17 protein-coding genes are annotated in these 15,025 nt (G+C 47.1%); 13 read left to right on the top strand and 4 right to left on the bottom strand.

The features are described from left to right. Positions 1-67: 67 nt before the first annotated feature. Positions 68-1,171, top strand: a complete 1,104-nt coding sequence (locus tag B2U10_RS06140) for a PP2C family protein-serine/threonine phosphatase (protein ID WP_035408959.1) — start codon at positions 68-70, stop codon at positions 1,169-1,171. Between the two features lie 81 nt (positions 1,172-1,252). Here the strand turns inward: B2U10_RS06140 and B2U10_RS06135 are convergent, their stop codons facing one another. Then, on the bottom strand, positions 1,253-2,188 hold the full coding sequence (locus B2U10_RS06135) for a magnesium transporter CorA family protein (protein WP_023467658.1): 936 nt from the start codon (positions 2,186-2,188) through the stop codon (positions 1,253-1,255). Between the two features lie 122 nt (positions 2,189-2,310). Here B2U10_RS06135 and B2U10_RS06130 point away from each other — a divergent pair, with 122 nt between their 5' ends. Then, entirely contained in the window at positions 2,311-2,679 is a 369-nt protein-coding gene (locus B2U10_RS06130; RefSeq protein ID WP_035408957.1) for an Hpt domain-containing protein, read from the top strand. 53 nt (positions 2,680-2,732) lie between these two features. On the opposite strand, the gene B2U10_RS06125 is transcribed toward B2U10_RS06130, so the two are convergent. Beyond that, positions 2,733-3,611 carry a chemotaxis protein CheV gene (locus B2U10_RS06125; protein WP_035408954.1) on the bottom strand — a complete coding sequence of 293 codons (879 nt, stop codon included), beginning with the start codon at positions 3,609-3,611 and terminating at the stop codon, positions 2,733-2,735. Between the two features lie 218 nt (positions 3,612-3,829). Between B2U10_RS06125 and B2U10_RS06120 the strand changes: the two genes are divergently transcribed. The 11 genes from B2U10_RS06120 (at position 3,830) to B2U10_RS06070 (ending at position 13,294) form a co-directional block, all read left to right on the top strand. Then, complete coding sequence (locus B2U10_RS06120) at positions 3,830-5,269, top strand: NADP-dependent glyceraldehyde-3-phosphate dehydrogenase (protein WP_290786336.1); 1,440 nt, start codon at positions 3,830-3,832, stop codon at positions 5,267-5,269. Positions 5,270-5,442: 173 nt separating this feature from the next. Then, a complete protein-coding gene (locus B2U10_RS06115; RefSeq protein WP_290786333.1) occupies positions 5,443-6,414 on the top strand; it encodes an MBL fold metallo-hydrolase in 972 nt (323 codons plus the stop codon). Beyond that, a complete protein-coding gene (locus B2U10_RS06110; protein WP_290786330.1) occupies positions 6,414-7,172 on the top strand; it encodes an SDR family NAD(P)-dependent oxidoreductase in 759 nt (252 codons plus the stop codon). Before B2U10_RS06115 ends, B2U10_RS06110 begins: the two co-directional genes overlap by 1 nt. Positions 7,173-7,191: 19 nt before the next feature. Beyond that, positions 7,192-8,388 (top strand): ABC transporter substrate-binding protein, encoded by a 1,197-nt coding sequence (locus B2U10_RS06105; protein ID WP_035408940.1) that lies wholly within the window; start codon positions 7,192-7,194, stop codon positions 8,386-8,388. Continuing rightward, on the top strand, positions 8,375-9,133 hold the full coding sequence (locus B2U10_RS06100; RefSeq protein ID WP_290749107.1) for an ABC transporter permease: 759 nt from the start codon (positions 8,375-8,377) through the stop codon (positions 9,131-9,133). Before B2U10_RS06105 ends, B2U10_RS06100 begins: the two co-directional genes overlap by 14 nt. Further along, a complete protein-coding gene (locus B2U10_RS06095) occupies positions 9,130-9,876 on the top strand; it encodes an ABC transporter permease (RefSeq protein ID WP_290749110.1) in 747 nt (248 codons plus the stop codon). The genes B2U10_RS06100 and B2U10_RS06095 overlap by 4 nt, the downstream gene beginning before the upstream one ends. Beyond that, positions 9,848-10,735 carry an ABC transporter ATP-binding protein gene (locus B2U10_RS06090; protein ID WP_035408932.1) on the top strand — a complete coding sequence of 296 codons (888 nt, stop codon included), beginning with the start codon at positions 9,848-9,850 and terminating at the stop codon, positions 10,733-10,735. Before B2U10_RS06095 ends, B2U10_RS06090 begins: the two co-directional genes overlap by 29 nt. Position 10,736: 1 nt before the next feature. Continuing rightward, positions 10,737-11,318, top strand: a complete 582-nt coding sequence (locus B2U10_RS06085) for a CDP-alcohol phosphatidyltransferase family protein (RefSeq protein WP_035408929.1) — start codon at positions 10,737-10,739, stop codon at positions 11,316-11,318. After that, the gene (locus B2U10_RS06080; protein WP_290749115.1) at positions 11,315-11,905 is read left to right on the top strand and encodes an NUDIX hydrolase; all 591 of its coding nucleotides are present in this window, start codon (positions 11,315-11,317) and stop codon (positions 11,903-11,905) included. The genes B2U10_RS06085 and B2U10_RS06080 overlap by 4 nt, the downstream gene beginning before the upstream one ends. Positions 11,906-12,060: 155 nt before the next feature. Further along, entirely contained in the window at positions 12,061-12,597 is a 537-nt protein-coding gene (locus B2U10_RS06075) for a PadR family transcriptional regulator (protein ID WP_035408921.1), read from the top strand. A 79-nt stretch (positions 12,598-12,676) separates the two neighbouring features. Continuing rightward, positions 12,677-13,294, top strand: coding sequence for a hypothetical protein (locus B2U10_RS06070; RefSeq protein WP_290749119.1), 618 nt, complete (start codon positions 12,677-12,679; stop codon positions 13,292-13,294). Positions 13,295-13,360: 66 nt separating this feature from the next. Here the strand turns inward: B2U10_RS06070 and B2U10_RS06065 are convergent, their stop codons facing one another. Both B2U10_RS06065 and B2U10_RS06060 read right to left on the bottom strand, forming a co-directional pair. Then, on the bottom strand, positions 13,361-14,020 hold the full coding sequence (locus B2U10_RS06065; protein WP_035408915.1) for a type 1 glutamine amidotransferase domain-containing protein: 660 nt from the start codon (positions 14,018-14,020) through the stop codon (positions 13,361-13,363). A gap of 67 nt (positions 14,021-14,087) precedes the next feature. Continuing rightward, positions 14,088-14,942 (bottom strand): aldo/keto reductase, encoded by an 855-nt coding sequence (locus tag B2U10_RS06060; RefSeq protein WP_035408912.1) that lies wholly within the window; start codon positions 14,940-14,942, stop codon positions 14,088-14,090. Between the last annotated feature and the right edge of the window lie 83 nt (positions 14,943-15,025).

Here is a 15,025-nt window from a genome sequence, read left to right as displayed (position 1 = left end):
CGAAATTGTAGGTTGTGTGCTAAACTGATTTCAGATAAACATGTTAAACAGAACGAGGTGACGACGGATGAGTATTTTGGTTGTAGATGACGAATTAACAAATTTAATGCTCTTAGAGCGATTGTTAGAAAATGAAGGATATGACGTCGTCAAAGCCATGAGTGGAGAAGAAGCAATCGAATTGATGGAGGATCCATTGTTCATTGAGCAATTAGATGTCGTCCTGCTCGACGTTGAGATGCCGGGAATCAGCGGAATCGAGGCAACACGTTTGATCCGAAAACGGTTTGGTCTTGATGAACTACCAATCCTGATCGTCTCGGGTCGATCAAACGAAGAAGATATCGTTGATGGATTGAATGCAGGGGCATCTGATTACACGACGAAACCGATTCGAAAAACGGAATTGCTCGCACGAGTTCGTAATGCGATCGGTCTGAAGCAAGCAATCGATGCACGAAAACGATATGAAAAAGTGCTACAGGAAGACTTTGATTTGGCGCAAAAACTGCAACAGAGTGTCCTTAGTGCCAATATCGAAGACGATGAGATCCGCATCATGGCGACCTATATCCCGTCTAAGAAACTAGCGGGAGACATGTATGCCTGGTATCGCATCTCTCAGAATAAATACGGCATCATCTTATTTGACGTCATGGGACACGGTGTCTCCTCTGCATTGATTACGATGGGGATGAGTTCAATCTTGTTTGAACTCGTGCACCGGATTGGTGATCCGGCTCAAGTGCTTGAAGAATTGAATCAACAGATGAGTCGACTGTTTCCGGGAGACGAGACAGAAATCTATTTCACGGCTGTCTACCTTTATATCGACTTAGATGAAATGAAACTCAGCTATGCGAACGCGGGGCATCCACCTGGTTTGTTGCGGATGAACGATCAAATCATTCCGCTTGAGAATACGGGACTTCCTGTTGGTATGTTCGAAGACTCGACGTATTCGAGCAAGACGATCGACATCGTCTCACCAGGATGTGTCTATCTGTACACGGATGGTTTCATGGAATTGTACAGTAAAGGTATTGATGAAGGAATTCACGCCATCCAAAATCTGATTGAACAACAAGGACCGAACATCCATCAGCTGATTCAACCGGATCAGAGCGATGAAGCGGATGATCTTTGTCTCGTGACAGTCGAAATCAATTAACATGTAAATGAAGAAGACTCAGCGACGGAAACACCGTCACTGAGTCTTTTTTACGTCATACAAGTCTTGCGCTTACTTGAACTAGAAGAACCTTCTCCGCCATAAGATGAATGCGGCAAGACCAGAGAAGAAGATCATCATGCCGAAGACGATCCAAAAACCGATGACTTCTCCTTCCCAAGGGACATGGACGTTCATTCCGAACATCCCAGATATCATCGTCGGAATCGAGATGACGATCGTAATCGAGGCGAGGAACTTCATGACGAAGTTGACATTGTTCGAGATGACGGAACCGAATGTATCCATCGTCGAACTGATGATGTCTTTATAGATTTGTGCCATTTCCATTGCTTGCCGGTGTTCGACGAAGACATCTTCGAGTAAGTCTTCATCGTCTTCGTGTTTCTCAAGACTCGGTGTCTTGATGATTCGGTCGAGGACACCATCGTTCGATTTCAAGGATGTCATGAAATAGACCAATGATTTCTGAAGGTTCATGAGTTGAAAGATTTCTTGATTTCGCATCGAACGTTGTAATTCTTCCTCGAGTTCATCCATCCGTCGATCGATTTGGCGTAGGAAACGGAGATACGAGGAACTGACTTTATAGAGAATCTGAAATACGAAGCGCGATCGATAATTCGTCCGGAATCCTCGCAACTTACCACTCGAGAATAACGTCAGGACATCGAGCTGTTGAGAACAAACGGTGATGAAATGACGGGATGTCACGATGATACCGAGCGGAATCGTATTATAACGGCGTCCTGATGATTCTTCTTCGATGTAGGGAACGTCGACGATCATCAGTAGGCCTTCTTCATCTTTTTCAAAACGTGGTTTTTCTTCCACGTCCAAAGGGTCATAAATGAAATCCTCTGGAATATTCGTAGCAGCGATGACTTGGTCGGCTTCATCCTTGGTCGGATTGACAAGATGGATCCAGGAACCTTTCGTAAACTCCTGTATCTCGTTGACTGCCCCAGTGACATCGCTTCGATAAATCGTCAACATATTGTCTATCCCTCCTGCTCTTCACTGTCTCATTATAGAAATAGAAACGATGGCGTGTAAATGATTCTCCGATTTTTTTTTACGAAGATTAGTGATAAGATGAAAACAGAGGAGGGGAAGACATGCCTTTTTTTAATGCTAAGAAGCTCGAAGAACTTCAATCGATCGCGGGTGGGGATCACGCGTTCCTTCAAAAAATTGGAGAAACGTATATCGCGCAGTTCGATCGAAAGTTTCCTGAACTGAAAGATGCCGTCGCTAAACAAGATGCTGAGCAAACTGAAAAGCTCGCTCACTTGCTAAAAGGTGCTTCCTATTCCGTTGCCGCTGATGATTTAGCCGATGATTTCGAACTGCTTGAAAAAGAAGCAGAATCCGGTTCCATGACCGGTACGCAAGAAATCGTCGATCGGATTGAAGACAGCATGGTTGAATTCCGGGTCATCTGGCTCGATGTGTTTACTGGAAAAAATCTTGACGTACTGCGTTGAGGAATCGAATAGATTAAAAAAGCCGACATCTCGTCGGCTTTTTTTCTTTTTTCTTATAAGACGTATGAATCAACCGTTTCGATCAATCGACCGATTTCCGGTTTCGTGATTTGTGCATTGACACCAACGGACTCGCCTTTATGGCGTAAATCGTCGGAAATCAAGGAAGAGAAGACAATGATCGGCAGTTCTGCATAACGATCATCTTCACGGAGTCGTTTCGTTAAATGAAGTCCATCCATCTTCGGCATCTCGATATCGGTGATCAGGAGATCACAGTTGCTTCCGTTCTCAAACGCATCAAAAGCTTCCTTACCATTGATGAACCACTTCAGTCCGTGGTAACCGGCTTCCTCGAGTGTTTCGATGATCAACGTCCGGAGCATTTCCGAGTCTTCGGCAATCCAGATGATTTTATCGGACCGGTCACGGGACTGGACGCGACGTCCTTCTTCGCGGGCGAAGATATCCTTGCGTGAGAGCTCAAGGGCAATTTTTTCATAGTCGAGCAGGATGATCATCTTGTCGCCCGTTTTGACGACACCATTCGTTAACCCTTCGATGCCACGAGCGAGTTCGTTTGGTGTATCGATCTGTTCCCATGAGATACGACGAATTTCCGTCACGGAATCGACACGCAGGACGCTCTTTTCCCCATTGAATTCACAGATGATCAGTCGATCCTCGGTTGCTTCGTCGTGGGGAACACCGATGACTGTAGGCAAATCGATCACCGTCATGACTTCGCCGCGGAGTTCAATCAATCCTTTGACAGCATCAGGTGTACCCGGAAGTGGTGTCATCGGGAGCGGAACGATGATTTCCCGAACCTTCATGACGTTGATACCGAACGTATACGGACCACAATGGAAGATGACGATCTCGAGTTCGTTCGTGCCGGCTTCTAATAAAATATCGTGCTGATTGTACATATGGTTGTGCCCCTTTCCATTACCTTCACTTCACTTCTGACTAGTTATCGGCATGCTACGTTAAAAATTCTAGTTCTGAATCGACAAAAAAAGTGTTGTAATCGCTTTCATAATATGTTAAGCAAAAAGTTTGGCATTTGTCAGACCAATTGATTACAATAAGCTATGCAGCCACACACTGAAATGAGAGAGATAAAAATAAATGGAGGTAGAGTGGAATGACTACAGCAACAACCTACACGTTTTTACTAGATGGAAAATGGCATGAAAGTGAATCAAAAGAGACGATTGAAATCTCTTCACCATATAAAGAGGATCTTGTCGGTCGTGTTCAAGCGATGACAAAATCAGAAGTCGATCGTGCCATCGCTTCAGCGAAAGCGGCACAAGCAGAGTGGGCAAAACAACCAGCGAACAAACGGGCTGAACTGCTTCACGCTTGGGCAACGGAACTCGAGAAACGTGCGGACGAAATCGGTGAAGTCATCATGCGCGAAGTCGGTAAAGGACGTGCAGATGGCGTCAAAGAAGTCAAACGGACAGCTGAAATCATTCGCTACACTGCGGAAGAAGGTCTCCGTTTCGACGGTCAGATGATGCAAGGGGATTCGTTCCCAGGCGGTAGCGCGAAAAAAATCGCGGTCATCAAAAAAGCGCCACTCGGTGTCGTGCTTGCCATCTCACCGTTCAACTACCCAGTTAACTTGGCAGCAGCGAAACTCGCACCTGCACTCATGACAGGGAACGCCGTCGTCTTTAAACCGGCAACACAAGGTTCAATCAGCGGTATCTTAATGGTCGAGGCACTCGTCGCAGCAGGCCTTCCAGCTGGACTCGTAAACATCGTCACAGGTCGTGGATCAGTCATCGGTGATTACTTGACAGCTCATCCGGGAATCAACATGATCACATTCACAGGTGGTACAGGAACAGGACAACATTTATCACGTCAATCTGCAATGATTCCACTTGTCCTTGAACTCGGTGGAAAAGACCCAGCACTCGTTCTTGAGGATGCGAACCTGTCCCTTGCAGCAGATCACATCATCAGTGGTGCATTCTCTTACTCAGGTCAACGTTGTACAGCAATCAAACGTGTCTTCGTTCTCGATCACCAAGCGGATGCGCTTATTGAAGAACTTAAGACTCGAATTGCAAAATTGACAGTCGGTTCACCTGAACAAGAAAGTGTCGTCGTACCACTCATCGATACGAAATCAGCGGACTTCGTCGAAGGCTTGATTACGGACGCAACAGACAAGGGCGCAACGCTCGTCACAGGTGGCGGACGTACAGCGAACTTGATCGAACCAACACTTCTTGACAACGTGACACGTGACATGCGCGTCGCTTGGGAAGAGCCGTTCGGACCAGTTCTTCCAATTATTCGTGTTAACTCGGTCGACGAAATGATCGCATACTCGAACGAATCAGAATACGGTCTTCAAGCAAGTGTCTTCACGGAAAACATCGATGCTGCGTTTGCGGTAGCGGACGCGCTTGAAACAGGTTCTGTTCAAATCAATGGACGTACGGAACGTGGTCCTGACCACTTCCCATTCATCGGTGTTAAATCATCGGGTCTTGGTGTTCAAGGTGTCGGACGTAGCTTAGCTTCGATGACACGCGACAAATTAACAGTCCTCAACTTAAAATAAGTTTTTGACCGACCTTTCAATCTGCGGAAAGGTCGGTTTTTTGTGCATCCATTTCTTATACTCTAGCGTAAGCTAGACAACAAATATCATCCGTTGACGCACAAAGTTTGGCGCTATAGCTTCATTCTCTCTATAATGAAAGAAAATGGACGAGAGAAAAGAGGCGTGTAGGCATGACTGTATCAGACGAAATCATCCCGATTCCGATTCCCACACCATTTCCTGTAGGGGACGTGAACTGTTATGTGTTACGAACGGAAGGGGAAAACATCCTCATTGATTGTGGACCCGATACACTCGAGGCGTGGCAAATGATGCAACAGACGCTTGCGCGACACGATTTGAGGGTTGAGGATTTAGATCGTGTCATCGTGACGCATCACCATGCGGATCATGCTGGGATGGCACATCGATTTTCAGAGAAAGGCATTCCTGTCTATGGACATGCGCGGTTGCGTCCGTATTTAGAACAGAACGAGACGTTCCTAAACAATGGGGACGTGTTCTTACGTCGACTGGCGACTTCATTTGGTGTTCCGTCAGCGATTCAAGAGATGTTACCGAGCTATCAATCTGCCTTAAAATGGCTTGGAAAAGGTCAGCTTGATTTCATATTAAAGGAAGGCGACGCAATTACACCTTCTGGGCGATATCGCGTCATCGAACTGCCGGGTCATGCGAGTGACCAAATCGGAATTTTAAGCGACGATGGTATATTGTTCGCGGCGGACCATTTGCTGGACCGGGTCGAACCGAACCCGTTGCTTGAACAACCGCAACCGGGTGATGACGTGCTCGTGAAACGACCCGTTCTTGCGTATCTCGACTCCTTGGAAAAACTACAAGGAGAACAAATCCGAATTGCGTATACCGGTCATGGTGATCCGATTCGCGATGTCGCGGCACTCGTTGAAGAACGATTGATGCAACGCAAGGCACGCGGCGATCAACTGTTAAAGTATTTTTCAGAAGAGCATACGTTATTTGAATTAGCACAAGTGACGTATGGGAATCGATTGAAAAAATCATTCCCGCTCGTCATGAGTGAAATGAAGGCACGTCTTGATACGCTTGTCGCACGTGGTGCGATTACGGTTGAGAAACGATCTGGTATCCTCTACTATTCGAAAATGGAGGAAGTTTAATGCAACTCATCAACCGGACGATCGTCATCACCGGTGCTTCAAGTGGACTCGGGGAAGCACTGGCGCGCACTCTGCATAAAGAAGGGGCAAACTTGATTTTAATCGCACGACGCGAGGATCGATTACAAACGTTAGCATCTGAACTCCAGGCAGACTACCTGGTCTACGATTTGGAAGTGGCGCCCGAAATTCTTGCGAAAACACTCGCAAATCGTTATGGGCGAATCGATATTTTGATTAATAACGCAGGTTTCGGGGAATTCAGCTTCCTAGACGATACCTCGATTGAAACGATCGAATCGATGCACCGAATCAATGTCTTAAGTCCTGTTCGTCTAACGAAAGCGTGCCTTCCGTTACTTCGAGAAGGCGGCATGATCGTCAATGTCGCGAGTCAGGCAGGAAAGTTGCCGACACCGAAGTCGACGATCTATTGCATGACAAAAGCTGCTATGTTGCAGTTTTCGAATGCGTTACGTCTGGAGTTACGTCCAAAAGGCATCCACGTCATGACGGTCAACCCAGGACCGATTGCGACGGAATTTTTTGTTCGAGCTGACATCAGCCGAAAATATGAAAAAAACGTGGCTTCGATCGTCTTATCGAAAGAACAACTCGCACTGACCGTCGTTCGGGCGATGCGTCACCGAAAGCGAGAGGTCAATGCGCCGTGGTGGATGGAGCTTTCCGCAAAAGGGTACGGCGTCATGCCGCGGCTGATTGAATGGTTAGGAAAATCAGGTTTTGACAAAAAGTGATGACGGAGGAGAACAACGAATGAAAACAAAAGTAATGAGCTTTCTTGCCTTAGGTACCTTGCTTGCCGGGTGCGGGACGCCGGATGCGACACCGGAACCGAAAAACGTTTTAGGAACCGCTTATCAGACGATTGAGAAAGAAGCAGAAAAATCAACGGTTCGGATGTACATGTGGGGGGGCGATGACGGAATCAACGCTTATATCGATGAATATGTGACGCCCCGTCTGAAGAAGGAACATAATATTACACTCGAACGCGTTCCGATCGAGACGGCAGACATTATTCAAAAATTACGTGCTGAGAAAAAGGCAGGTAAGGAAAAAGGCGTCATCGATGTCGTCTGGATTAATGGCGATAACTTCTTGAATGCTAAAAAAGATGAGTTACTTTATGGGGAAATTACAAAAGTTCTTCCAAACATGAAATACGTTGATGCTGCCGCCCAAAGTTCAGATAGCGGTACGAAAACAGACGGGCTCGAAGCCGCATGGGGAAAAGTCCAATATACGTTGCACTATGACGCAGCTGATGTAAAGTCGCCACCAAAGGACTTACAAGCGTTGAAGTCTTGGGTCAAGGAAAATCCAGGACGCTTCACGTATCCAGAAGTGACGGATTTTACAGGAAACGCCTTCGTCCGTCACGTCATGTATGGTGTCGAATCGAACGCGACCCTAAAAGACCCAAAAGCAGACTTCAAGAAGACATGGGCTTACCTGAACGAAATCAAACCGTACCTCTGGAAAAAGGGGAAGACGTATCCGAAGACGCTTGCGCAACTCGATCAGTTATACGCGAAGGGAGACGTCGACTTCACGATGGGCTTCAACGAACGACGGGCAGAACAAGAAGTGAAGTCAGGAACGTTTCCGAAACAAACGCGTCCGATTGTTTTGAAGGATGGCTCAATCGCATCGACCCATTTCCTTTCCGTACCATTCAACGCACCGAACCCGAGAGGTGCACTCGTTACGATCAATACGCTGTTGTCACCAGAGGCACAATTGAAAAAATATGATGCGACTTACTGGGGCGATGGAACGAGTCTCGATTTGTCGACACTTGATCAGGCAGAACAAAAGCAGTTCGCTGATGTACCGGCCGCACCGTCGACACCGAAGCCGAGTGTCTTTGAAGGGAAAGTCCGGACGGAACTAGATCCATCGGTCTTCGAGATGATCCGTAAGGAATGGCCGTCTCGTGTGGCGCGGTAACATATATCCTGCTGCAATTCTGATGGCAGGGATGGTCTTATACGGGCTGTGGGTCAGTGTTTCAATGACGTCACCCGCCGACTATCATGAGCTACTGACGGATGACGTCTTTTTAGAGAGTCTAACCGTCAGTAGTTACGTTGCCATCGTGAGTACGGGCATTGCCTTGATCATCGGTGTGATGCTCGCACGAATCTTGAGCAGAACACGGCTAGCGGTGTTGCTCGCGATTCCGTTATTCATTCCTCATCTAGGAGCGGCGTATCTCGCAATCCTCTACCTCAGTGATGTGCCGATCATCGGACCGCATGAAGGGAACCACATCAGTGTCATCTTGACGTATCTATATAAAGAAATTCCGTTCGTCTTTTTTTATCTCTTACCGGTTGTACGACGTCTCGATCCACGTTACCAAGAACTCGGTATGATGCTCGATTTATCGCCAGTGCGCCGATTCTGGCATGCACGGGGTGTGTTCCTGCTCGTTCCCATGCTTGAAGCCGGCTTTATCTTACTTGCCTTTATTTTATTTGCGTATGAAATTCCGGCATTACTCGGCGTGACCTATCCGAAATTACTTGGCGTCTATGCCTTTGACTTATACACACAAGGTGATTTATCGGAACAACCGCTCGCTTTTGCGATGAGTGTCGTCTTGACGGGTGGACTTTTCCTCTTACTAGTGCTCATGACGGGTTTAACCCGCCCGTTGGCAACGAAGATCAGTAGGGGGCGAAGTGAATGAAAAAAACTAGCGTCATCGTATGTATTGTTCTTCTTTTCAACGTTCCATTGATCGGTTTAATTCCGGGAGAATGGAATTGGAATCCGCGTCTTGAAGCAACGCTTGGTACGACCATTGCGATGGTCTGTGCCGTTATATTGTTAAATCATCTCTTCGGATACATGGCAGGAAAAGCGATCGCTTTTCAAACCGGGACACGCATTCGTATAGCAGAGTTCTTGATTAGTTTGCCGCTATTCGTTCCCGTCTTATTGTTGTCGTTCGGTCTCTATTTGACATGGATCCGGCTCGGTCTGGCAGATCGTTTTTTCGGTGTACTGCTCGTGTTGCTTCTGCCGACATTGCCATATACAGTCCGTTTGTACACGAACGGATTTCAGACGCTCGGTGAGCGGATGCTCGAACAGATGGTCTTGCTCGAAGGAAATCGATTCAAACGTTGGTTTTATTTGACGGGACCGATGTTACGATCGACATTACAGTCCGTGACGTTGCTCGTCACCGTGATCACGATCAGTCAATATGCTCTTGTTGCGTTGATTGGAGGCGGAATCGTCCGCATGATCGCACTGGAAGTGTTCCCGGCGTATTCTGGTAATTCCCAGGAGGCAGCTCGTCTGGCGACACTTTGGTTGATTGGATTACCTATTCTTTTTTATGTATTACAAGCCGTTATTTTTTCTAGCTGGATACGAATCGTACGGAGGCGTTTAAATGGAAGTCACGATACAACAAGTCAATAAACGATTTGGAAGCAAACAAGTGTTGTCTGATATCGATGTAAGCATCGCGTCTGGACAATGCGTGGCTTTAGTCGGACCGAGTGGTAGCGGGAAAACGACGCTTCTCCGCCTGATTGCGGGTCTCGAACGTGTGACGAGTGGAGTGATTCGATTTGGGGAACGAGACGTCACGACACTCTCTCCGAATCAACGAGGTGTGACGATGATGTTTCAACGCTCTTTATTGTTTCCGCATTTGAACGTTGAACAAAACATTCGCCTCGGTGCGAAACAGTTAACACCGATCGAACTTGATTCTTGGTTATATCGCGTTGGACTCGAGGGGAGAGGACGAAGTGCCATCCACGAACTTTCAGGTGGTGAACAGCAACGTGCGAGTCTAGCTCGTGCGCTGGCGAGTCAGCCGGACTTCTTGTTGCTCGATGAACCGTTCTCGAGTCTAGATGTACCGAGACGACGAGAACTTCGGACATTGATCCGAAAGTTGACCGAGGAACAAGGCGTCACGACACTGCTTGTCACGCATGACCGGGAAGAGGCAATGGCGATGGCAGATGTCATTTATGTTTTGGAACAAGGACGGATCGTGGATCGCGGCACACCGATCACGCTCAGTCAGACAAGTCCGTTTTTCGGTGAAGGCATCTACATCGAAGCGACTTGGTATCCGTTGACGTCAGTTAACTTGGTCTCAAGACCGACGAAGGAAACGGATGAGCGTGTTACGATTACGAAAGAACTCATTCAATATGGCGTTCGGTTCTACGAAGTGGAACGGCCATCAGGCGAACGGCTCGTACTTTCTTCAGACGAGACGATTCATTCGATAGAAGGGTATATCGTTAGAAAGGAGGGGTGACATGTTAGATACGCGTGCGCGTAAAATCGTTCAACCCCTGTTTGATCAAGGGGCGACCTTATTTAAGAAAATTGGATTATCAGCGACGCAGGTGACGATCATTTCGGGTATCATCGGTGGTGCGACAGGCTTTTTCGTCTATAACGACATGATGGGAACGGCAATTGTCCTATTGTGGATCTCGGGTATGCTCGACGTTATTGATGGCACGATGGCAAGAAAAGAGAAGACAACACCAATTGGTACGATCCTTGATCTTGTTCTCGACCGAATTGTCGAACTGTCAGTGTTAATTGGTCTCGCACTCCGGTTTCCGGAAACGCAGGTTGTGATTCTGTTACTTGTCGCATCATTCGTCATTGGGATGACGATGTTCCTTGCGATCGGAGCAGTTAGTGAGAACTACGGTTACAAGTCGTTTCAATATCAACCAGGACTCATCGAACGAACGGAAGGATTTCTATTCTTGACGGCGATGATTCTGTTTCCAAGTGCTATCATCTGGATCGCAAGTGTCTTCTTGATCGCTGAACTCTATACGGTTGGAGAACGATTCCATCAAGCATCGAAGGTGTTACGATGAGTGAACAAGAGATGATCATGACGGTGGACCGAGCTGGGAATCCGCTCGGACCGTGTCCGCGATCAGAAGTCCACGCAAAAGGTCTATGGCATGAAACGTTTCATTGTTTCGTCTATGATCCAACGCGGGACGTCGTGTTGCTCCAGCAACGTTCTGAACAAAAGAAGGACTTTCCGGGAATGCTCGATATCACGGCAGCCGGTCATCTGCTTGCAAATGAGACGGTTGAAGATGGTGTCCGGGAACTCGAAGAAGAGATTGGTTTAGCTTATACCTTTGATCAACTAATACCTCTTGGAGTTCAGGAGGAGGAGTTTCGGGATGCGACACTTTGGGATTGTGAACGATGCCATGTGTTTCTCGCACAAAGTGATCAAGCGTTAGAATCGTATATGCTCCAGGAAACCGAAGTGAAACGATTAATCGCTTTTTCGATTGAGCAGTTGGATCGCATCGCTGACGTGACGATTGAGCGTATTCAGGATAAAACAGGAGAATGGTTCGATCGTCATCAATTCGTTCCGCATCCTTCTTCTTACTGGAAACATGTCCAACAGGGAATCGAAAGATTACGTAACCTAAGCTAATCTTGAGAATCATGACACAGAACGACCTACGATCGAATGTGATGTCGACGTAGGTCGTTTTCATTCGTACATTTGTTCGACACGAGAGTAGCGAAATTCAGGTATATTTGAGATAATTAAGTATATATACAAAAGAAGGAAAGAAGGTGCAGCCAGTGGCATTACGATTTGCACTACTCGGGCTGCTGACCCAAGGGGAAGCGACCGGTTATGATTTGAGCGCGACTTTTAAAAAACAGATGATCCACTTCTGGACCGCACATCATACACAAATATACCGAGAGTTGTTGAAAATGGAAGAGGCAGAACTCGTGACGAGCGTTCATATCGTTCAAGAAGATCTGCCGGATAAGAAAGTCTATTCGATTACCGATAAAGGGCGGACGGAGCTCGTCGAATGGTTACGGACACCAAATGAATTCAAACCGAAGATGAAGGATGAGAACTTGATGCGTGTCTCGCTCTTGCATCTTCTCCCACCAGAGGAAGCTGTCGCTTATCTAGAAGAATCGAAGCGACACCATCAATTTGCCGTCGAGATGATGCAAAGTTGGCGTCACGACCATCTCGAGAACGGTGCGACACTAGGTGAGACCTTGACGAGTGAATACGGCTTGCGTATGATGTTGAATTACTTGGACTGGTGTGATTGGGCGATCGCGGAAATCAAAAAAAACGGAGCGAACGTCTAACAAAACTGGCTCGACTGTCATGTAGATGGCGGATTCGAGCCAGTCTTGTTTTTGATGAGATGAAGTAAGGAGTTAAACCATGTACTTTAATGATTACGAAGACTGGATCGAAGAAGAGGCAGAAGCGTTATTTCACCTACATGAAGAACCGTTGACGCGAGAAGCGACGTCGTATTCGCAATTTACGGCGTATGTAGAGGAGGCACTCCTCGAGCCATTATTACTCAAATTACGCTGGCTCGGAGAAGCGGAAGAAGAGGAGATTCTAGAACAGGCGGATCCAACCGTCTGGAAGAATGCTTCGGGCAATTCGGAAGCCTCACTTCGTCGAGATGTATTACGACGAGTCGTCGAGCGAGACTTGACGGCGCATATCCTTGCGTACCTGACACCGATTCTTGAAGCTAGACAAACAGCTTATGAGACAGAATTAGAACAGCTTCAATTGGCCCATGCTGAACAAATGGATGAGGTCAAACAGCATGAGCAACAGATTGAGATCGGACCACCACCTGAGAAAATTAAAAAGTGGTGGTATTTCAAAGAAAAAGAAGTAGCTCGTTCCTTTACAGAGGAAGAACGATCAATGCTGCGAGCTCAACAGCAACAACTCGAAGACGAGTTAAAGCGGCTTGAACGAAAAAAGCGTGAGACAGAAGCCGATCTCGAACGATTGGATTCGCTTCATCGGTTATAATTCACGTCAAAAAATGGAGCAGACGACATGATGTCGCCTGCTCCATTTTGTATAGAGACTACTCGATTAAGCCTGTGTAGCCAGTTTCGCAAGGACTAGTTTTGCGACTGCTTCACTTGAAGCCGGATTTTGTCCTGTAACGACATTGCCATCGATGACAGCGAACTCTTTACCAGCATCCGATGTCAGGAAAGTAGCCCCTTCACCGCGAAGTGTCGTCTCGAGCAAGAATGGTACTTTATCTTCGAGACCTGTTGATTTTTCCTCTTCATCTGTAAAGCCGTTGATTTGACGACCTGATACGAAGGGTTTGCCATCGATCATGACGTGCGCGAAGGCAGCAGGACCATGACAGACCGATGCGACGACGCCGTCTTTTTTGATGACAGCTTCGATAGCACTCGCCACTTGTGGGTTATTCGGGAAGTCGACGACCGCACCGTGACCACCTGGGAAGTAGACAGCGTCAAATGATGCTGGATCTACTTCAGAAAGTGCTTTCGTATCGTGCAACGCACGGCGAGCATCTTGGAATTTCGGTAAGATCTCTTTGACGATCGATGCTTTATCAATTGGAACATCTCCGCCTTTGATGGACGTGACCGTCACGTCATGTCCTGCATCTTTGAACAGGTTGTAAGGTGCTGCGAACTCCTCGAACCATAATCCTGTTTTGTGACCATTCATGTCATCTGCGCTTGTTGATACGATTAAAATACGTGCCATAATAAAACTCCTCCTCTGTATGAACGTTACAAAGAAGGAGATTCCCGGAGAAATGGAGTGTTAAACCTTACCGGTGTTCGGTATAGTGATGAACTGGCAGTGTAGCAAGCGCCTGGTCGATCTGAGCTTGCGAAACCGGCTCTCTCATCGCTTGGACGTTTGCTTGAAGTTGCGACACGCTTGACGCACCTGGAAGGACGATATCGACCTGTTGATCGATTGCTTGCAATGCAAGCGCTGGAAGCGGGAAGTTTTGTAATTGTTGTAGACTGGCTTCGAGCGTCTCTTTATCGAACTGTTCGAAACGATCAACCGACTGCAGGCGTGAGGCACTTTCGTGTGTCAACAGTCCTTTTGCTAGTGGACCGCGGGCAACGACTTGGATGTTTTTCTCTTTTAAGCGTGGTAACAACTCTTCGATGCGACGATCGAGCAATGAATAAGGCGTCATCAAGTAAGAGAAATTACTATGCTCAAGCCAATATTCGATGACGTTCGGTCGCAATGACGAGAGACCATATTCCTTGATTTTCCCCTCTGCTTTTAAGTCTTCCATCGCGCGAATCGATGCGTCGATATCGTCGTCCATCGTGCCACCATGGACGTAATATAGGTCGAGGTAAGGTGTTTCGAGTCGATTTAAACTTTCAAGACAGGCTTGCTTCAAATAGTCATAACTCGGATCCCATGTCCAACCGGTTCCGGTCGCATTCATTCGATTGCCACCTTTTGAGGCAAGAAACAATCGACTACGATCCTCTTGCGCGAAGGTTTGACCGATAATCGATTCGACGGCTCCGTTTGCATAGACATCCGCTGTGTCGAAATGGGTGATACCCGCGTCGAGTGCCGTCCGCAGGATTGCTGCCGCTTCTTCCTGTCCGCGTTTTAAGATCGTCATCGTACCTAATCCTAATGACATGTTCAATTCCCTCTTTTCTTAAATGAACTGTAAGTTTGGAACTTCTGCATTCTAGTGTATCATATCTTATGAAAAAGACGGCT

Origin of the sequence: Exiguobacterium sp. UBA7533, assembly GCF_002479335.1 — a bacterium.
Taxonomy (GTDB): domain Bacteria; phylum Bacillota; class Bacilli; order Exiguobacteriales; family Exiguobacteriaceae; genus Exiguobacterium_A.
This window is presented reverse-complemented; position numbering and strand designations above follow the sequence as displayed.